Source organism: Longimicrobium terrae (assembly GCF_014202995.1).
GTDB classification, from domain to species: domain Bacteria; phylum Gemmatimonadota; class Gemmatimonadetes; order Longimicrobiales; family Longimicrobiaceae; genus Longimicrobium; species Longimicrobium terrae.
Window position 1 is genome coordinate 419,078 of the sequence record NZ_JACHIA010000001.1, and the last position, 17,410, is coordinate 436,487.

Annotated in this window: 18 protein-coding genes; 5 read left to right on the top strand and 13 right to left on the bottom strand. The window is 67.7% G+C overall.

All coding sequences use genetic code 11. The features are described 5' to 3' along the window. Positions 1-3: 3 nt before the first annotated feature. Both hutI and HNQ61_RS01890 read left to right on the top strand, forming a co-directional pair. Positions 4-1,251, top strand: coding sequence for an imidazolonepropionase (hutI, locus tag HNQ61_RS01885; protein ID WP_170031132.1), 1,248 nt, complete (start codon positions 4-6; stop codon positions 1,249-1,251). Between the two features lie 5 nt (positions 1,252-1,256). Then, positions 1,257-1,997, top strand: a complete 741-nt coding sequence (locus HNQ61_RS01890; protein WP_170035837.1) for a DUF3800 domain-containing protein — start codon at positions 1,257-1,259, stop codon at positions 1,995-1,997. A 309-nt stretch (positions 1,998-2,306) separates the two neighbouring features. On the opposite strand, the gene HNQ61_RS01895 is transcribed toward HNQ61_RS01890, so the two are convergent. Next, the gene (locus HNQ61_RS01895) at positions 2,307-4,208 is read right to left on the bottom strand and encodes a M1 family metallopeptidase (protein ID WP_420816087.1); all 1,902 of its coding nucleotides are present in this window, start codon (positions 4,206-4,208) and stop codon (positions 2,307-2,309) included. Between the two features lie 260 nt (positions 4,209-4,468). On the opposite strand from HNQ61_RS01895, the gene HNQ61_RS01900 reads away from it, so the two are divergent. From HNQ61_RS01900 to HNQ61_RS01910, 3 genes are all read left to right on the top strand, one after another. Beyond that, entirely contained in the window at positions 4,469-5,419 is a 951-nt protein-coding gene (locus tag HNQ61_RS01900; protein WP_183685458.1) for a quinone oxidoreductase family protein, read from the top strand. A 186-nt stretch (positions 5,420-5,605) separates the two neighbouring features. Next, a complete protein-coding gene (locus HNQ61_RS01905; RefSeq protein ID WP_170031134.1) occupies positions 5,606-5,947 on the top strand; it encodes an ArsR/SmtB family transcription factor in 342 nt (113 codons plus the stop codon). Continuing rightward, positions 5,944-6,450 carry an SRPBCC family protein gene (locus HNQ61_RS01910; RefSeq protein WP_170031136.1) on the top strand — a complete coding sequence of 169 codons (507 nt, stop codon included), beginning with the start codon at positions 5,944-5,946 and terminating at the stop codon, positions 6,448-6,450. Before HNQ61_RS01905 ends, HNQ61_RS01910 begins: the two co-directional genes overlap by 4 nt. 214 nt (positions 6,451-6,664) lie before the next feature. Here the strand turns inward: HNQ61_RS01910 and HNQ61_RS29780 are convergent, their stop codons facing one another. The 12 genes from HNQ61_RS29780 to HNQ61_RS01970 form a co-directional block, all read right to left on the bottom strand. Continuing rightward, on the bottom strand, positions 6,665-7,090 hold the full coding sequence (locus tag HNQ61_RS29780; protein ID WP_170031138.1) for a zinc ribbon domain-containing protein: 426 nt from the start codon (positions 7,088-7,090) through the stop codon (positions 6,665-6,667). A gap of 73 nt (positions 7,091-7,163) precedes the next feature. Next, positions 7,164-7,730, bottom strand: a complete 567-nt coding sequence (locus HNQ61_RS01920) for a DUF5655 domain-containing protein (protein ID WP_170031140.1) — start codon at positions 7,728-7,730, stop codon at positions 7,164-7,166. Between the two features lie 486 nt (positions 7,731-8,216). After that, positions 8,217-8,897: a Fe2+-dependent dioxygenase gene (locus HNQ61_RS01925; RefSeq protein WP_170031142.1), complete on the bottom strand. Its 681-nt coding sequence runs from the start codon at positions 8,895-8,897 to the stop codon at positions 8,217-8,219. A 70-nt stretch (positions 8,898-8,967) separates the two neighbouring features. Then, positions 8,968-11,367: a TonB-dependent siderophore receptor gene (locus tag HNQ61_RS01930; protein ID WP_170031144.1), complete on the bottom strand. Its 2,400-nt coding sequence runs from the start codon at positions 11,365-11,367 to the stop codon at positions 8,968-8,970. 358 nt (positions 11,368-11,725) lie between these two features. Beyond that, positions 11,726-11,911, bottom strand: a complete 186-nt coding sequence (locus tag HNQ61_RS01935) for a hypothetical protein (RefSeq protein WP_170031146.1) — start codon at positions 11,909-11,911, stop codon at positions 11,726-11,728. A gap of 105 nt (positions 11,912-12,016) precedes the next feature. Beyond that, positions 12,017-12,934 carry an SDR family oxidoreductase gene (locus HNQ61_RS01940; RefSeq protein WP_183685456.1) on the bottom strand — a complete coding sequence of 306 codons (918 nt, stop codon included), beginning with the start codon at positions 12,932-12,934 and terminating at the stop codon, positions 12,017-12,019. 53 nt (positions 12,935-12,987) lie between these two features. Beyond that, positions 12,988-13,875, bottom strand: a complete 888-nt coding sequence (locus HNQ61_RS01945; RefSeq protein ID WP_170031148.1) for a helix-turn-helix domain-containing protein — start codon at positions 13,873-13,875, stop codon at positions 12,988-12,990. Positions 13,876-14,001: 126 nt separating this feature from the next. Beyond that, positions 14,002-14,349 (bottom strand): hypothetical protein, encoded by a 348-nt coding sequence (locus tag HNQ61_RS01950; protein WP_170031150.1) that lies wholly within the window; start codon positions 14,347-14,349, stop codon positions 14,002-14,004. Beyond that, a complete protein-coding gene (locus HNQ61_RS01955) occupies positions 14,349-14,999 on the bottom strand; it encodes a hypothetical protein (RefSeq protein ID WP_170031152.1) in 651 nt (216 codons plus the stop codon). The genes HNQ61_RS01950 and HNQ61_RS01955 overlap by 1 nt, the downstream gene beginning before the upstream one ends. A 154-nt stretch (positions 15,000-15,153) precedes the next feature. Continuing rightward, positions 15,154-15,489 carry a type II toxin-antitoxin system PemK/MazF family toxin gene (locus HNQ61_RS01960; RefSeq protein ID WP_170031154.1) on the bottom strand — a complete coding sequence of 112 codons (336 nt, stop codon included), beginning with the start codon at positions 15,487-15,489 and terminating at the stop codon, positions 15,154-15,156. A 2-nt stretch (positions 15,490-15,491) separates the two neighbouring features. Next, positions 15,492-15,734 (bottom strand): ribbon-helix-helix domain-containing protein, encoded by a 243-nt coding sequence (locus tag HNQ61_RS01965; protein WP_170031156.1) that lies wholly within the window; start codon positions 15,732-15,734, stop codon positions 15,492-15,494. A 149-nt stretch (positions 15,735-15,883) separates the two neighbouring features. After that, positions 15,884-17,362, bottom strand: coding sequence for a hypothetical protein (locus HNQ61_RS01970; RefSeq protein ID WP_170031159.1), 1,479 nt, complete (start codon positions 17,360-17,362; stop codon positions 15,884-15,886). Positions 17,363-17,410: the final 48 nt, after the last annotated feature.

Sequence of the window (17,410 nt, forward strand, 5' to 3'; positions counted from 1 at the left end):
CCGATGATTGACCAGCCACGCACTACCGTCTTCGTCAACGCCGTGCAGGTGGCGGCGTGCACCGGGCCCGTCCGCCAGACGGAGGACGCGGATCCGGCCGCGGTGTATGCGGGCGCCGCGGTGGCCGTGCACGATGGGCGAATCGCCGCGGTGGGCGCGGAAGCCGATGTGCTGCTCGAGTTTGCGGATGCGGTGCGCGTGGACTGCGCGGGTGGCGTGCTGACGCCGGGGTTCGTGGATTCGCACACGCACGCCGTCTTTGGCCGCTACCGCACGGACGAGTACGCGCTGCGCTGCACCGGCGTGCCCTACATGGAGATCGCGCGGCGCGGCGGCGGCATCAACGCCAGCGTCCGCGACCTGCGCGCGCGTTCGGAAGACGAGCTGGTGGAGATGGCCCTGCCGCGACTGAACGACATGCTGCGCTGCGGCACCACCACGGCGGAAGCCAAGAGCGGCTACGGCCTGTCTACGGCGGACGAGATCAAGACGCTTCGCGCGATCCGCCGCCTGAACGAACTGCAGCCCATCGAACTCATCCCCACGTTCCTGGGCGGGCACGAGGTTCCGCCGGAGTACAAGGAGGACCGCGGCGCGTACGTCGACCTGCTAGTGAGCGAGATGATTCCCGCCGTCGCCGAGGCCGGGCTGGCGCGCTTCTGCGACGTGTTCATGGAGCCGGGCGTGTTTGATCGGGCGGAAACCGAGCGGATTCTGCGCGCCGGGCTGGCGCACGGCCTGCGGCCCAAGCTGCACGCGGATGAACTGGAGGGGAGCGGCGGGGCGGAGCTGGGCGCGGAACTCGGAGCCGCGTCGGTCGATCACCTGGGCGACATCAGCGAGGCGGGAATCTCGGCGCTGGCGGCGTCATCCACGGTGGCGACGCTGCTGCCGGCGACGCTCTTCTTTCTGGGTCGGCCGCGGTGGGCGCCGGGGCGCGCGCTGATCGACGCGGGCGCGACGGTGGCGCTGGCGACGGACTTCAACCCGGGCAGCTCGCCGACACCCAACATGCACTTCGTGCTGACGGCCGCGTGCAGCCGCATGGGCTTCAGCCCGCACGAGGCGTTGCGCGCCGCAACGGCCGGAGGCGCCGCCGCGCTGGAGCTTTCCGACGGGCGAGGCACGCTGGCCGTCGGCACGCCCGCGGACTTGGTGCTGTGGCGCGCCCAATCCGCGGAGGAAATCCCCTACCGCCTCGCCGCGCCCATCGTCGAGGGCGTGTGGAAGGCGGGGGAGCAGGTCGCGTGACTACGATGCCGGAGTTCTCGGACTACATCGTTTTCGTCGATGAGAGCGGAGATCATGGGCTCGTTTCCATCGACCCGAGCTATCCCGTGTTCGTGCTTGCGTTCTGCGTGTTCGAGAAGGAGGCTTACGCGGCGGAAGTCGGGCCCGCCGTCACCCGGTTCAAGTTCAGGCACTTCGGCCACGATCAGGTAATCCTTCACGAGCACGAGATCCGCAAGTCGAAGGGGCCGTTCTCATTTCTGCTTGATGCCCAGAGGCGGCCCGCGTTCTACGACGGCCTCAACACATTGATGGAAGATGCACCGTTTACGCTGATCGCGAGTGTGATCGACAAGAATGCGCTACGGACCCGGTACCAGGATGCCCGCAATCCGTATCACCTTGGAATGAGTTTCGGACTGGAGCGGCTTCACGATCATCTGCGTGGGCTGGGATGCACGACCGGATTGACCCACGTGCTGTTTGAGCGGCGCGGCCCCAAGGAGGATGTGGAAGCGGAACTGGAGTTTCGCAGGATCTGTGACGGGCATAACACCGCGGGGGCGCGGTTGCCGTTCGAGATCATCATGTGCGATAAGAAGAGCAATTCGGCGGGACTGCAACTGGCCGATCTGGTGGCCCGTCCTGTTGGGCGTCGGATCATGGACCCGGCCCAGCCGAACCGGGCGTACGACATTCTGGAGCGGAAGTTCAGGCGGGCACCGGACGGGCAGGTGCAGGGGTGGGGCCTGAATGTATTTCCCTGAAAGCGAAAGGCCCCGGCATTTTGCCGAGGCCTGACGCCGACCGGGTATTCCCAATCCACTTGTATACAATTTATTCCCTGCGCCAAAAATTGTCAATCGGGATTGACCCTGTCACCGCAGGCGCAGGTTCAGCTATTCGGCACCGAACCATGCCGCCCAGACCTTAGCCAGGAAGACAGCAAGAAGGGGTTCGACTTGTAAGAAGGCGGCGCGGAGAGTTTCTCCGCGCCGCCTTCTTTGCATCATCCAGCCAAGCCGTTCATGTCACCGGGCGGACGATCCGCCGCGTGACGATGACGCCGGTGATCCTCAGCGCGCCGTCCACGTGTTGTCGGCGCGGTTGGCGTCCATCCAGATGCCGCCCTGCAGATCGATGGACTGCAGTGGCTTGGTCGTGGGGAGCGTCACCGTCGCCTGGCGCACGTTGGCCTGCCAGATGGCGGGCGTCTGGTGGCGCGTTTCGGTGGTTCCATCCGCGTAGCGCAGCACCAGGTCCACCGGCGCGGGCATACCGCCGATGTTGTTGAGTACCACCGTGTACCCGCCGCTGGCCGGCGTCACCGAGGCGACGCCCAGGTCGATGTAGCTGGGCGTGAAGAACCACGCGTTCCAGAACCAGTTCAGGTCACGGCCCGCAACGTTGTTGAACGTGTTGAACTGGTCCCACGGCAGCGGATGCTTGCCATGCCAGCGGTCCATGAACTCGTGCAGTGCGCGGCGGAACATGTCATCGCCCAGCATGTCCTTCATGGCCAGATAGCCGAGCGCCGGCTTGCCGTACGCGTTGTTGCCGTACGCGCGGCCGGTGAGCACGTCCTGCGGGGTGATGATGGGCAGATCCTGCTCCGGCGACGGGTTGTTGATCCACCCGTTCACGCGGAACCGGCGAAAGAAATCCGCCGCGCGCTGCGGGCCCATGTCGGCAATGCCCACCAGGTACTCAAAGGTGGTGGCCCACCCCTCGTCCATGAAGCCGTAGCGCGTTTCGTTGATCCCCATGTAGAACGGCATGTACGTATGGGCGATCTCGTGCTCGGCCACGAACCGGCTGAACGTGGTGTCGGGCGTGGTGTTGTCGTTCACCATCATCGGGTACTCCATGTCGGCGGTACCCAGAAATATGGTCGACTTTTCATACGGATACGGCACGCCGGGCCAGTTGCGCGAAAACCATCCCAGCGCGTGCTGCCCGAAGCGCACCATGTGATGGAAATCCTGCGCGCTGTCGTGATAGGCGGCCTGGACGCTGGCGCGGCGGCGTGCGGCGTCATCCACCACCACGCTGGCGGCGTCCCAGTTGTACTTGTCGCTCAGCCCGAACGCCATGTCGGGAATGTCGCGCGCGCGGAAATGCCAGTCGTTGGTCTTTTGCAGCGTAACCCGTCGCGCGGCAAGGTCCTGCGGCGTGGCGACGTGGATCACCGAATCCGACGTCAGCGATGTGCGATAGCGGCGCAACGCCTCGGGCTGCAGCACCGTCTCGGGGTTCAGCAGCGTGCCCGTGCCCCACACGACGTAGTTGGCGGGAACGCGGATGGTGACGTCGTAATCGTTGAAGTCGCTGTAGAATTCCTGCTGGTCGGTGAAGTCCATGGTGTCCCACCCGTTTGCATCGTCATAGACGGCCACGCGCGGATAGAAGTACGCCAGGAACCACGTCGAATCGTCCAGCATGCCCTCGCGCCCGGCCTCGCGCGCGACGTCGTAATGCCAGTCGAACGACAGGCGAACCGAATCGTGCGGCATCAGCGGCGTTGCAAGGCGCACCGGCTGCCAGGTGAAGTATCCCGGATTGTTCTGCCAGGGCGTATGCGCACCGTTCACCGCGAACCGGTCGATGGTGACACCGTCCGTCAGGTACGCCTCGCTCGCGCCGCCGTTACGCGGGGCGCCGGGGCGGTGGATGTTCATGAACAGCTTGAACACCAGGGCCGGCAGCGTGTCCGGGCTGTTGTTGACGTAGGTGATGGTCTGCGTGCCGCGCACCGTCCGGTTGGGCGGCGTGGCGGTAATGGTGATGTCGTAGCGCCCGCGGTTCTGCCAATACTTCGCGCCCGGCCGCCCGTCCGGCGAGCGGGTGCCCTCGTTGAACGCCTGCCGGATGCTGCGCGGCATGTACAGCTGCTGCTGCGCCGCGGCCGGCGCGCCGGACACCGGCACGGCGGCGAGCGCGAGCAGCGCGGCCGCGGCCGGGTTGAACAAACGTCTCATCTTCACGGATGACTCCTCTGGTGGCGCTGAGTCGGATTGGCCTGCATTCCTGTTGCCGGGACAAGGTCGCCGCCGCGCGTTGCGCTGGCAACCGCCGTTCCGGTACACGTTTTTCGGTGCGCGTTGCACCCGGCGCGCCGTGAAACGTTCCGGCATGCGATCGGCCGCCGGACCCGCTCCCGTTCGCGGGTGCGTGGTGTGGCTGAAAGCGGATGATCCAGTTCTCTGGCCAGGCGGATGAGATGACTGCTCAGAAGAGGATGAAGGCGATCGCGATCAACCGGTTCGGCGGCGTGGACACGCTGGTGCCGCGCGATCTTCCCGTCCCTGGAATCGGGCCGGGCGAGGTGCTGGTGCGCGTGGAAGTCGCCGGCGTGGGTGAATGGGACCCGTTCGAGCGCGAGGGCGGATACGCGGAGATGATGGGAATGACGCCGGAGTTTCCGTACGTGCTCGGCTCCGAGGGCGCGGGGACGATCGCCGCAGTCGGGGAGGGCGTAACCCGGTTCGCGCCGGGCGACCGGGTGTACGCGGTCGGCTTTCTGAATGCGCGCGGCGGGTTCTACGCCGAGTACACGGCCGTCAACGCGGACATGGTGTCGCCGATCCCCGGCGGACTATCGACGGAGCAGGCGGCGGTGGTGGGCGGTGTGGGGCTTACGGCGGTGCGCGGGCTGGATGACACGCTGCACATCCAGCCGGGCGAGTCGGTGATGGTCTTTGGCGCCAGCGGCGGAGTGGGCCACGTGGCCGTGCAGATCGCCAGGCGGATGGGCGCACGCGTGCTGGCGGTCGCGTCCGGAGAGGATGGCGTCGCGCTGGCCAGGCGGATCGGCGCGGATGCCGTCGCGGATGGGCGCGCGGATGACGTGCTCGTCGCGGCGCGCGCGTTCGCGCCGGACGGTCTGGATGCCGCCCTGCTCGCGACCGGCGGCGATACGGCCCAGCAGGCGCTGCTCGCGATGCGCTCCGGCGGCCGCGTCGCGTACCCCAACGGCGTGCAGCCCGAGCCCACCGCGCCGGACGGCGTGCGCATCGACGCGTACAACGGCGATCCCGATCCCGACGCCATCGCGCGCCTCAACCGGCTGATCGAGCAGGGCCCGTTCGATGTGCACGTCGCGCGGACGTTTCCGCTGGCGCAGGCGGCCGACGCCCATCGCGCGCTCGGCGAGCACTTCGTCGGCAAGCTCGCGCTGCGGACGGGCTGATCGGCCGCGGCTCGCGGGTCACGTCATCAAGCCGCCGCGCAGACCGGACTTGGCCGGAGCGCGGCGGCTTTTCATCATCCGCAGAGCTTGCAGGTAGTCCATCGACAAGCACACATCGCCCGCGCCTCTACCGGCCGCGGACGATGATGCTTGACACATACCCATATCAGCATATATCATCCGGCCATGGCTCGCACACCGACAACATCCGATGCGTTCAACGCGGTTGCCGAAGCGAGCCGGCGCGATCTCCTCGATGCATTGGGCACCGGGGAGGCAACGGTCGGCGAACTCGTGGACCGGCTGCGCCTCAGCCAACCTCAGGTTTCCAAGCACCTGGGCGTGCTGCGCGCGGTCGGCCTCGTGCTCGTGCGCGCGGACGGACGGCATCGCTGGTACCGGGTGAACGGCCCGGCGCTCAAACCCATTCACGACTGGGTGCGCACCTTCGAGCGCACCTGGAACGCCCGTCTGGACCGGCTCGACGACCTGCTCACCGAACTGCAGACCGAGGAGAACGCACCATGACCCCCATTACCGCCCCCGCCGGAAGCCGCCACGGCTCGGCCACCATCACGCTTCCGTCGGACACGGAAATGCTGATCACGCGCCGCTTTGACGCGCCCGCCGCGCTGGTCTTCAAGGCGTACACGACGCCCGAACTGGTCCGCCGCTGGTGGGCCTGCGAGACGACGAAGTGGGTGGTGTGCGAGATCGACCTGCGGGTGGGCGGATCGTGGCGATATGTGACGCTGGATCAGGGGATGGAGATCGGCTTTCACGGCGAGTACCGCGAGATCGACCGGCCGCACCGGCTGGTAACCACCGAAGTGTTTGAGGGATTTCCCGATCCGGATGCCGGCGCGCTCAACATCGTGACTATTGATGAGGCCGACGGCGTGACGACGCTCGCGGTGCTGGTGCAGCACACCTGCCGCGAGCACCGCGACGGGCACCTGGCTTCGGGGATGGAAAGCGGAATGCAGCTCGCTTACAACCGGCTCGAGGACGTGGTGCGGGAAGCAGTCTGACCCGACCTGGCTTCAGCGAAAAGGGCCACGCCGAACGCCGTGGCCCTTTTCGCTGGCGCAGGCCGACGACGTTCATCGCTCGCTCGGCGGCCGCTCTACGGACGATTAGGGAGAGTAAGACCGGAGCGCTCCGAGCTTATGGGGGTGCGAGATTCACAAGTACAGACTAGCAGAGACTGTCTGCCTGTCTACCTACTCCAACACGCATATTGATTCAGAGCCGTCGCCGAAACCTGTGTTGATGCCTAAACAACTCCGATTGGCTCACTGGCTCCCAACCCTCCTCCACCAGTAGTTGCGTGAGCGCGTCGAAAGCAGCTTCTCGCTGCGGCGCGTACTGCACACCTCGGCTGAAATCAGCTTGTGGTGCTTCGTCCGACCGGCAAGGGAATGAGCAGGTAAGAAACAACTGAGACTCGGCGGCCGTGTAGTTCCCTTTCTTGGGGCATACGGCCAGAGCAACGAATACAGCCTCGGCGGGTCGAAAGAACGACGATCGTTTTTTAATTTGATAGCTCGTTTGGCATATCTCATAGATCTCCGTTGCTGCGCGTACCACCCCCACCTTCTGCGGCCTTCCGCAGCTTGGGCAGTAGTTGGCCTCGTCCGAAACCTCTGTACCGCATTCTTGGCAATACATAATGGCCTTTCCAATAGTAATCGTTCCACGAACGAGCAGTCATCATAGGACCAGCATGAGCCGATATATCAGTTCACCCAGCGGCGTCCCAGGCGCGGCGGATGACGGCGAGAAGCTCGGCGTCGATGTCGTCCGGCGAGGTGAGGGCGACGGCGTACTGGCACATGCCGCCGGGTTTCTGCGCCACGATGCGCCCGCTCGCCACGTCGTCCTTGAGGTTGAGGCCCATCTCGGCGCGGTCAGCCGTCTTGGGGCCGAGCGTGGCGAACTGCTTCTTTCGCCGCAGCGCCACGTAGCCCTTCTTGGGCGCGACCTCGAACTCGCCCCACGACGTGATCGCCGCCATGACGGCATCGTGAATGGGCCGCAGGTGCGCCTTCTTTCCCGTGTAGATCTCATCCAGCGGATCGGCACCGCCCTCCCCGGGCTGCGCCGCACCCATGGTTCCGGACGTGAAGTGCGCGAGCGTGTTGGCGTCGCCGTACCCAAGCCTGTACGTCTCCATCAGCCAGGTGCGCACCTCGCCGTGCTTCGCCTTGCCGGACACGGCCACGGCCGCGCGGATCGTGGCGAGATCCTGACCCGTTTTTGCTTCGATGTTTCGCAACTGCGAAGCGCGCGCCTGTTCGGGACTGCTCATCGGCACCTCTTTGCGATGGGCGTGGCGGAAGGAAACGCGGGATCGTGCCTGAAGGAACGCCCTGGACCAGCCATCCGCCGGGCGAGCGGGCGGGTGTCGCCCCATGAACCGGCGCGAAAACCACCCGCCCGACCAAGCTACTCCCGCCGCGCCCAAGGTCAAGAAGATTCTGAGCGCCATCCATCCGGTTCGCGGATGAAAGAGAACGCACGCCGCGCGGAAGGATTGCTACGTGATCGATAACGATCGTGCTGGCACCCGCTGGTTCGTTCCGGCGAAGTCCCCCATCTGTTCGGGGGCTTTCCGCCTTTGTCGCGGCGAATCCATTCGCTCCAGCACCCGATCGGCCAGGCCGCGAACGGCTCCCGTCGCCGGATCAGCAGAACGGGCCGCGCGCCACCCGATCGGTGGTGCGCGGCCCGTTTTCCATCATCGACCGAAGATCGTCATCGATCGAGAGCTGTGATCGCCATCGACCGAAAACGACTACGCGTCGGCCCAGCGGCGCAGCAGGTTGTGGTACACGCCCGTCAGCTGCACGGCGGCCGGGTGGTCCGGCACGTCGCGGCTGAGGCCCTGGATGGTGGTATCCAGATCGAACAGCAGCGTGCGCTGGCCATCGTCGCGAACCATGCTCTGGATCCAGAAGAACGAGGACACGCGCGCGCCGCGCGTCACCGGCCGCACGTGGTGCAGGCTCGTGGCCGGATACAGAATCATGTGCCCAGCGGGGAGCTTTACGCTCTGCACGCCGTACGTGTCCTCCACCGAAAGCTCGCCGCCGTCGTAGTCCTCCGGATCGGTCAGGAAGAGCGTGGCGCTCAGGTCCGTGCGGATGCGGTGCCCCGTCCCCTTTACCTGGCGGATGGCGTTGTCCACGTGCGTGCCGAACGACTGCCCGCCCGCGTAGCTGTTGAACAGCGGCGGAAACACGCGCAGCGGAAGCGCCGCCGCGATGAAGAGCGGGTTCTGCTGCAGCTGGCGCAGGATCAGGTCGCCCACCTCGCGCGCCGCCGGATGATCTTCCGGGATCTGCATGTTGTTCTTGGCCTGCGCCGACTGCGCGCCCGCGGTGACGTTGCCGTCCACCCACTGCGCGGCGTTCAGCTTCTGGCGCGCCTCAACCACCTGCCCGGGGGTCAGGACGTCGGGAATGTGCAGCAGCATTCGATGTTGATGGTCAGAGCGTGAAGGCGGCCCGGAACGCGGATGCGCTCCGGGCCGCCGTGTTGTCGGATCAGAAGTTGACGGCGGCGGTCAGCCTCGCGGAGCGCCCGGCCGCGGGCACCCAGTAGCGGCTGCTGTCGTAGTACGTTTCGTCCGTCAGGTTGTACAGGTTCAGCCGAAGCGTCAGGCTGCCGTTGACGGTGTAGCCCGCCTCGGCGTCCACCGTGGTGTACGAGGGATTGTAGAACTCCCCGCGCACGAAGCGCTCGCCCATGTAGCGCACGCCCGCGCCCACCTCGGCGCCCATGGGAAGCGACACGCTGCTCCAGATGGATCCCGAGTGGCGCGGCGTGTTGGCGATGGGCTTGCCCACGTCCGCCGCGGCGCCTTCCACGATCTCGCTGTCCATGTACGTGTAGCCGCCGAACAGGCTCCAGCTGGGGAGCACGCGCCCCGACACGCCCAGTTCCACGCCGTCCACCCGCTGGTCGCCCGCCAGAATCTGCGGGCCCGAGGGGTCGTCGGGGTTGGCGATGCGCGCGTTGGTCTTTTCCGTCCGGAACGCGGCCAGCGACAGCAGCAGGCGCGAGCGGAAGAAGTCCCACTTGGTGCCCAGCTCGATGCTGCGGCTGCGCTCCGGGTCCAGGTCCGCGTTGCCGCGGCTGTCCAGCGCCAGTGTTTCGCCGGAGGGATTGAAGGACGTGCCGTACGCGCCGTAGATGCTTCCCGACTCCACCGGCTTGACCACCGCACCCGCGCGCCAGGTAAAGGCGCGCGTCGTGGTCCCCGCCGGATCCAGCGGCTTGCCCAGCGAGTCCTGGTACTCCGCGCGGAAGTAGTCCCAGCGCCCGCCCGCGTTCAGTTCCAGGTTGGAGCCGATCTTCATGGTCTCGAACGCGTACACGCCGGCGGTGTTGGCCGTGGCGTCGCGCGTGGGGCGGCGGCGGGTGATGGTGCCGGTGTACGGCACGTCCGGATCGGGATCGTTCAGGTCGGGAATGACCGGGGCGGCGCCGGCAAAGGTGTAGCCCGCAAACGTGCCGTGCTCGCGCGCCACGTCCAGCCCCGCCACCACGTCGTGCCGCACCGCGCCGGTGTTGAGCCCGCCGCGCGCCACCGTCTGGCTGGTCAGGTTTTCGTCGTGCGTGATGTGCGAGCGGCTGGTGCGCGCGCCGTTGGCCGCGTTGGCCGAGGTCACCACGCGGTCCACGTCCGAGCGCCGCCAGGTGAACTGCTGCCGCAGCGACAGGTTTTCCGACACCTTGTGGTCCACCCGGCCGTTCGCTTCGTCCGCCTTGACGCGCTCGTGGTCCAGCGCGCTCAGGCCAAAGAAGTTGTGCGTGTCCACCCGGGGCAGGCTGTCCTGGCTGGCCAGCCCGTAGCTGGGCACGTTGTCCTGCTCGGCGTGAAAGTACTGCAGCGTCAGCTGGGTGTCGCCGCCCAGCCCCAGCGCGGCGGAGGGCGCCACGCCCCAGCTCTGCCGCTCCACGCGGTCCAGCTGCTCGATCCCCGCGTCCTGCCACGCCGCGTTCAGCCGCACCGCCGCGCCGGAAAGACCCGCGTCGCCCAGCGGCTGGTTGATGTCCACCGTGCCTCGGCGGAAGTCGGCCGTGCCCACGCCCGCGGTGCCGGAGTAGCGCCGCACCGGAAGCGGCGACTTGGTGACCAGGTTGATGCTGCCGCCGGTGGAGCCGCGGCCGGTGTACGTCGATCCCGGGCCTTTGGCGACTTCCACCTGTTCGATGTTGAACGTTTCGCGCGAGTAGCCACCTACGTCGCGCACGCCGTCCACGAACACGTCGCTGCGCGCGCTGAAGCCGCGGACGTTGAAGTTGTCTCCCGGGGTGGCGCCGCCCTCGCCCGCGTTCACCGTCAGGCCGGACACGTTGCGCAGCACATCGCGCAGCGTGGTGGCGCCCTGCTGCTGAATGATCTCCTGCGGCACCACCGTCACCGTCTGCGGGACGTCGCGCAGCGGCTCGGTGTACTTGGGCGACGAAATGGACTGCCGCCCCAGCGCGGTGACCGGGTCCAGCACGGTGGTGCGATCGGCCACCGAAACCGGAAGCTCGCCGCGCTCCAGCCGCAGCGAGCGGGATGTCACGTAGCGGTAGGTCACCCCGGTCGTGCCCAGAATGCGGCGCAGCGCCTGCTCGTCCGTCATCACGCCGCGCACGCCCGCGGAGCGGATGCCCGTCACCACGTCCGCCGGATCGTTGATGACCAGGCCCGTGGTGCGGACGTACTGCGCCAGAACCTCGGAAAGCGGCCCGGCTTCGATGTCGAAGCGGCGGGTGGCCTCGCGGGTGTTTCCGGGCTGCGGAACGTCCTGCGCAAAGGCGGGAGCGGCCACGCCGCCCAGCGCGGCGGACGCCACGAGCACGCCGGTGAGCGCCCAGTGCGGGCGGCCCTTGGGGGCGGGCGCCTGCGGGGCGGGAGCGCTCTTGTTCTTGCGATTCTTCTTCTTCACGGGCCCGAGTTGTTGGGTTTGAGAATCATTCTCAAAGAACTCTGGAGAGAATACCTCGCTTTCCGGCGGCCCGCAAGAGAGATGTTGCAGTCCGGCCCATCGGATACAATCCTGAGACACACCACCCGGCCGGCCCCATGTTTCCACCGGTTTCGCCAAGTCGATGAGCGAAAACAGGATGGACGGCGCGCGCGAAACATCCGTCGTGCCCCCCTGACGCGGAACGGCACCCGGGGCGACGAATCGCTCCGGGTGCCGTGTGCTGTCGAGAGATGGCGGAGGGGGGCCGGACGGTCCGATGAACCCGGCCGGAACGCGAAGGAGCTGCTGGCGCGCGCCGGCGGCTCCCCTGGTTCAGCTACTTCGACCGGCGCTTGTCCGGTTCCCGGGCGACACCCTTGAACGGCTCCTTGTCCGACGTCTTCACGTCCATGATCTGGCCGGTGTCGGTGTCGCGCTTGGCGTTGTGGCCGCTCGGCGTCTCAAACTGCGTGCGGCCGTTGACCGAGCCGACGCGGCTTCCATTCCCCGTGTTCTTCGCCATTTGTGTTTCCCTGGTGTGAAGGGATTCCAACGGGAGCGGGTGCTCCAAGGCGGGCACTTTTCCCCCCGGCTGCGTCGTTGATGTTCGGCAAAACTTCGGCCAGATTCACTCGCCATCCAGCTCGAACGGCGGGACGAGGCGGCCGTCCGTGTCGGTAAAGCCGTACTCCGCGGCGAGGTCGGCCACGCGGTGAATGCCACCGCTCTTCCGCAGCACCTCCACGTCCCCGGCGAGGGCGGCCACGGCGCGGCCCAGGTAGCGCGGCGACTCGGTTCGCGCCAGCGACGGGTGTTCGCGCCAGGTCTCCTCCGTGGCCTTCTGCGACGCCAGCACCAGTTCCGTCCGCATCCACCCCGGTGACACGGCGAGGGACGCAACCCCGTGCGGCCGCAGTTCTTCCGCCATGGCAAAGGCGAGGCGGTTCATCGACGCCTTCGCGACGTCGTAGAACAGATTGCCCTTCAGATAGTGGCCGCGGTCCCAATACGTCGTAGTGACGATCAATCCACGCTTCTGGCGGATGAGGATGGGCGCGGCGATGCGGCTAGCGAGCAGGTGGTTGCGCACGCCCCGGTCGAACATGGCGTCCCACTGGTCCATGTCCTGTTCCCAGAACGGCGCCCCGAACGACGTGACGCTGAACGCCTCGTGCCCGCCCCACGCGTTGTTGACGAGCAGGTCCAGCCCGCCGTGCTCCGCCTCCACGCGGCCGAACAGCGCACGCACCTCGTCGTCGCGCGTGTGGTCTACGCGGACGGCGATACCGGTGCCGCCCAGCCGCGCGACCTCCTCCGCGGTCTCGTCAATGCTCCCCGGCGGCGCGGCCAACCCGTTCTCGCGCAGGATGTTGTCGTAGCCGCGCGCCGGCTCGGCGCGGGTGCTGCGGCCGGTGACGTACACCGTCGCCCCCGCCGCGCCCAGTTCCAGCGCGATCCCCCGCCCCGCCCCGCGGCTGGCGCCCGTCACCACGGCCACGCGGCCCCAGAGCGGCCGGTCGTCCCCACGCATCTCGTCTTCCGCCATCCGCTTTCCCCTCGTTCGTGTCGATGAACTGCGTCTTGATCGATGGAGGAAAGCTACGCGGCCGCGGCGGATGCGTCTTGGAAAAATCCGCAGCCCCGGTCGCGAAAGTCGCCCGGCGCCAATCCCGCGAGCGCCTGGAACTCGTTGACCAGGTGCGATTGATCGTAGAAGCCGCACTCCAGCGCCACGTCGGTCCACGCGCGCTCCGGCTGGTGCTGCAGCAGATTGACCGTCGCGCGGAATCGGGCGATGCGGCAGACGGCCTTGGGCGCGAGCCCCACGTGGCGGGTGAAGATCTGTCCCAGCCGCCGTTCTCCCACGCCCAGCGCCGCCGCCAGTTCCCGCACGCGAATGCGCCCGCGCGTCCGGGTGATGATGCGCACCGCCTCCGCCGCGGCGGGATCCGTGCGGTCCGCGCGTCCGCCGGCCATCCCCAGAAGCACGGCTTCCATCGCCAGCGCACGCGGACGGCCGGGCGCGGCGGCGGCCACCTGCTCCAGCACCCGCGCCGCGCGTGCGCCCCAGAGCGCGTCCAGCGCGACGGTCTGCCCGGCGAGCTCCCCCGCGGGAAGGCCGAGCAGCGACGCCATTCCGCCGGGCCGCAGCGTGACCGTCACCTGCTCCACGCGCCCCGCCATGCGGACCAGCGTCGGCTCGCAGCGCGCGCCCAGCGCCTCGTACGCGTGCCCGCCCGAGCCGGGCTCCGTCGGCGCGTCACCCAGGTTGAAGATGAGATGCACGCCGCCGTCCGGCAGCACGCGCTCCGTCAGCGGAGTCGCAGGATCGATCCACTCGTGGCCGAAATGGATGCGCTCCACCATGCCGCGCAACGGCGGCGCGGGCACGATGGACCCGAACACGCCACCGGCCGCGTCCGGCGCGTGCCAGAACAGCGGGTCATCGCCCGTGTTGAGGTACATCCGTTCCGTATCACGACTCATCCCCATCCCGCCGCGGAAGCGCAGAAAAAGCGAACCCGGATCAAGGTAATCCTCAACCCGCTCATCGCAAACAACGACAGCCCCGGCCTGGATCGGACGAGGCTGGAGAAGCGGATACGGGCACGGCTACGGCGCCAGTTGATCCACCGTCTGGACGAGGTACCCGTACCCGGCGGCGTCCGGAATGCCGGCCAGCATCCCGCGGATCGTGTGCAGGCTTTCGCGCAGGATGGTCAGCTTGGGCCGGGGCGAGCCGAGCTGCGCCTGCACCGTGCGCAGTTCCGCCCGCGCTTCAGCCCTGTCCGTGTCGCGAAGTGGCATCTCCGGCAGCATCACCGCCACCTGCCACAGCAGGCGCTGAAGCTCCTGGACGCGCAGTTCCCCCGCCGGCGGATTGACGCTTGCGGTGAAAATCAGGCCGGCGGAAACCATGCTCCGGTGAACGTCATCCCCATCCGTCCGCTGTGCTTCCATCAGGCCTGCGCTCCGGCCAGCACGTTGCTTATGGCGCCGCTCGCCACGCCGCTGACGATGATCGGCGAGCCCGCGACGCCTTCCAGCCTCACGTTCTGGTCGATGTTGTAGGCGGCGTGGGAGGGAATGCCGAGTTCAATGACGCCGTACAGTTCGGCGGCGATGGAACTCAGAAACTCCTGCTCGTCGCTGAAGATGCTTGCGCTGCCGCCGCTGTTCATGGAAACGACGATTTTGAAGTCGGCGGCGCTTTTCTCCAGCCAGTGCTTGATGAACACGGCGAGCGCGCAGTACAGCGCGGGTACCGCCGCAAAGCTTGCCCGTCCGCCGTACATCACGGCCAACGCGGCCACCCCGAGCAGAAGCCAGAAGATCCACGGAACCGGCGTGCGAAGATCCAGCACGCTGATGGAAGCGATGTTCGCGATCGAGTAGACGTTGTCGCCCAGCTTGATGGTCTTGTCGCGGATTTCCAGAAGTCCGCTCTTGAAGTCGCGTTTTTCGGGATCGGGCTGCGGAATCAGCTTTTCCAGCGGGCCAAGGAGGCTCATGGCGTTCTCCGGGACGGGAAGGGAGAGGGTGCGGCATTTCGACGCGGGAATTCGCGGGACCGGGTTGAGTAGTCGGCTCCACCCGGACGGTTTCCCCACTCGCCATCTTCCTCCCCCGCCGGTTCGCCGCGGCCGGTTGATGGCCGAAAACGGACGCGGGGCCGGCCTCCCCATGGAAGCCGGCCCGCGTCACATCCTCCCCCCGGGCGGCGCTCAGAGCCGCAGGGCGCGCAGAAATCACCCGAACAGCGCGTCAGGCACCAACAATCTCGTTCAGCCCCTCCACCACCCGGGCGAGTTCTTCGGGGCTGGTGACGCCCAGAAAGTCGCCGATGCGCTCGACCGCAAGCGTGCGAATCTGGCTGATCTTGATCCACGATTTCTTGGGCAGATTCGCGGTGGCAAGCTCCAGCACAAGCGGAAACCCGGCGCGCTGGGGCTGGCTGGTGACCGCGACGGCGATCACCGTGCCTGACCTGTCGTTGAACACGTCTGCGCTCAGGATCAGCACCGGCCGCCGCCCCGCCTGCTCACGCCCGCGCACCGGGTCCAGGTCGGCCCAGCGGATCTCTCCCCGGCGAATCCGCATGGCTAGTACTCCGGCCAGGCATCCAGGTCGGCGCCAAGCCCTTCTTCGGCCAGCTGGCGCTCCTCCAGCGGATCGAGCATGGCGCAGGCTTCCGCCAGCCGGGTGCGGCGCAGACGGGTAAGCTGCTCGGACACCGCGGATTCGATCGCCTGGCTGCGGTTGGCGAACCGGTGCTGCCTTACGAGCAGATCGAGTTCATCCAGCAGTCCGGCCTCAATCGTGACCGCCACTTTCGTTTTTGGCATGGTATGATGATATATCCTACCACGCCGGCGGTCAACCCAGGACGCCTCCCCCGCCGAGCAAACCTGCCCGTATTCCGACCGCAGAGCACTGGAGGCGCAGGTGCCTTGAGCTTCGCTCAGGATTAGGGACGCGGTTCCTCGACAGGCACTCAGAGCCGCAGGCCGACGAGCACGCGGTTCAGGTCGAACAGATCCACGCCCTGGTGCTCGACAAAGAAGCGCCCGCGGTCGCCGGGAAGGGCGGTGCTGACGCCGTAGCCCGCGTTCAGCACGGCCTCGGCCTTGGCGCGGCCGCGCGGCGGATCGCCAAAGAACAGCGCCCCCGGACCCGCGTACACGTACGGCTCCACTACGCGCCCGCCCAGGTTCAGCGGGAACACGTCGTACTGCGCGTGCGCCGCGATCATCACCGCCGCCGTGCCGTGGCCGATTCCGATGGACGCGTCCGGCACCAGCCGCAGCCGCGGCCGGGCGGCGTCAAACGGGCCCATGTCCAGCCGCACCCCGGCGATGAACTGCGTGGGATCATCCACATTGCCGCCCAGGTATGGCCGTACCTCGCGAATCCCCGGCTGAAAGCGGCGCGCCCCGTCCGCCGGGCGGACGGCGACCACCCGGCCCGCCGTGTCCACCACCAGCGGGCGGCCGAGTTCGTCGCGCATCCGCAGCGCCAGGCGCGCCTCCAGGTTCTCCAGCAGCCGCTGCTCCGCGTCCGCGCTCAGCCCGGCGCTGGGCATGCGGTCCAGTTCCTGGCGGATCATCTCGCGGATCTGGGCCCGCTCGCTTTCCAGCATCTGCCGCAGCACGGGCTGCAGATCGGCCACCAGCCGCGCGCGCACCGCTTCCAGATCGCCCTGCGTGGGCGCGCCGGCCTGCACCCGCGGCGCGCGGCTGACGCCGGTGGAATCCGCCGGGCCGTAGCGCAGGTAGATCTCGCCCTCTTTCGGCACGGGGATAGTGACGAAGTTCTGCGCCTCCTCCGTGTGCACGCGGCCGGTGGCGTCGCGCGACACGTACACGGTGTCCGGCGTCTGGCGGATAACGCGCGGCAGCGTGGCCATCACCGGCTCGCGCCGCCCGCGTCCGCCCAGGCGAAAGGCCAAGCCCGCGCTGTACTGGATGTTGGAGATGAGGTCGTCGCCCGATTCGGCGTCGCGTTCGAACAGGTAGTCGCGCGCGGCGGCCACGATCCCCAGCCGTCCCACGTCCAGGCGCAGCCCGCCGCCGGCGATGAAGGCATCGCGGTCGTCCGGCTGCACGAGCGCCGAGTCCGCGTAGCCATCCATGAAGTCGATGCGCCCCGCCCCGCCGATCAGGAACGGCGTCAATCCGTTGCCCGCGTTCAGGTTGAGCTGCGCTTCGGCGCCGTACGACTGCAACGGCGCCCATCCGTCGCGGTCACCGTTGAGCCCGCGCCAGTAATAGCCGCGGACGCCGATGTACGAGGCCAGGTCCAGCCCCAGCCGCACGCCGGCCAGTTCCTGGTCGGGCAGGTCCAGATCGGAGTTGAAGTCCAGCCGTCCGGCAAAGACCTCCACCGGGATGGAGGGGGCAAGCCCCTGCGCCGCCGCGGGAAGGGCGGACAGGACGGAAAGGGCGAGAACGGCGGACAGGGTGTGTCGGGGCATGGGCCGGTGGGTCTGGGAAGCATACAGGCAGCGCCGCTGCGGGGCGCA

What these genes read in the sequence shown, in the direction of transcription:
- HNQ61_RS01950 (WP_170031150.1), bottom strand. Translation starts at nt 14,349, where the DNA reads ATGGAAGCACAGCGGACGGATGGGGATGACGTTCACCGGAGCATGGTT.
- HNQ61_RS01935 (WP_170031146.1), bottom strand. Translation starts at nt 11,911, where the DNA reads ATGGCGAAGAACACGGGGAATGGAAGCCGCGTCGGCTCGGTCAACGGC.
- HNQ61_RS01970 (WP_170031159.1), bottom strand. Translation starts at nt 17,362, where the DNA reads ATGCCCCGACACACCCTGTCCGCCGTTCTCGCCCTTTCCGTCCTGTCC.
- HNQ61_RS01945 (WP_170031148.1), bottom strand. Translation starts at nt 13,875, where the DNA reads ATGAGTCGTGATACGGAACGGATGTACCTCAACACGGGCGATGACCCG.
- HNQ61_RS01920 (WP_170031140.1), bottom strand. Translation starts at nt 7,730, where the DNA reads ATGAGCAGTCCCGAACAGGCGCGCGCTTCGCAGTTGCGAAACATCGAA.
- HNQ61_RS29780 (WP_170031138.1), bottom strand. Translation starts at nt 7,090, where the DNA reads ATGTATTGCCAAGAATGCGGTACAGAGGTTTCGGACGAGGCCAACTAC.
- HNQ61_RS01890 (WP_170035837.1), top strand. Translation starts at nt 1,257, where the DNA reads ATGCCGGAGTTCTCGGACTACATCGTTTTCGTCGATGAGAGCGGAGAT.
- HNQ61_RS01925 (WP_170031142.1), bottom strand. Translation starts at nt 8,897, where the DNA reads ATGCTGCTGCACATTCCCGACGTCCTGACCCCCGGGCAGGTGGTTGAG.
- HNQ61_RS01940 (WP_183685456.1), bottom strand. Translation starts at nt 12,934, where the DNA reads ATGGCGGAAGACGAGATGCGTGGGGACGACCGGCCGCTCTGGGGCCGC.
- HNQ61_RS01965 (WP_170031156.1), bottom strand. Translation starts at nt 15,734, where the DNA reads ATGCCAAAAACGAAAGTGGCGGTCACGATTGAGGCCGGACTGCTGGAT.
- hutI (WP_170031132.1), top strand. Translation starts at nt 4, where the DNA reads ATGATTGACCAGCCACGCACTACCGTCTTCGTCAACGCCGTGCAGGTG.
- HNQ61_RS01895 (WP_420816087.1), bottom strand. Translation starts at nt 4,208, where the DNA reads ATGAGACGTTTGTTCAACCCGGCCGCGGCCGCGCTGCTCGCGCTCGCC.
- HNQ61_RS01960 (WP_170031154.1), bottom strand. Translation starts at nt 15,489, where the DNA reads ATGCGGATTCGCCGGGGAGAGATCCGCTGGGCCGACCTGGACCCGGTG.
- HNQ61_RS01905 (WP_170031134.1), top strand. Translation starts at nt 5,606, where the DNA reads ATGGCTCGCACACCGACAACATCCGATGCGTTCAACGCGGTTGCCGAA.
- HNQ61_RS01910 (WP_170031136.1), top strand. Translation starts at nt 5,944, where the DNA reads ATGACCCCCATTACCGCCCCCGCCGGAAGCCGCCACGGCTCGGCCACC.
- HNQ61_RS01900 (WP_183685458.1), top strand. Translation starts at nt 4,469, where the DNA reads ATGAAGGCGATCGCGATCAACCGGTTCGGCGGCGTGGACACGCTGGTG.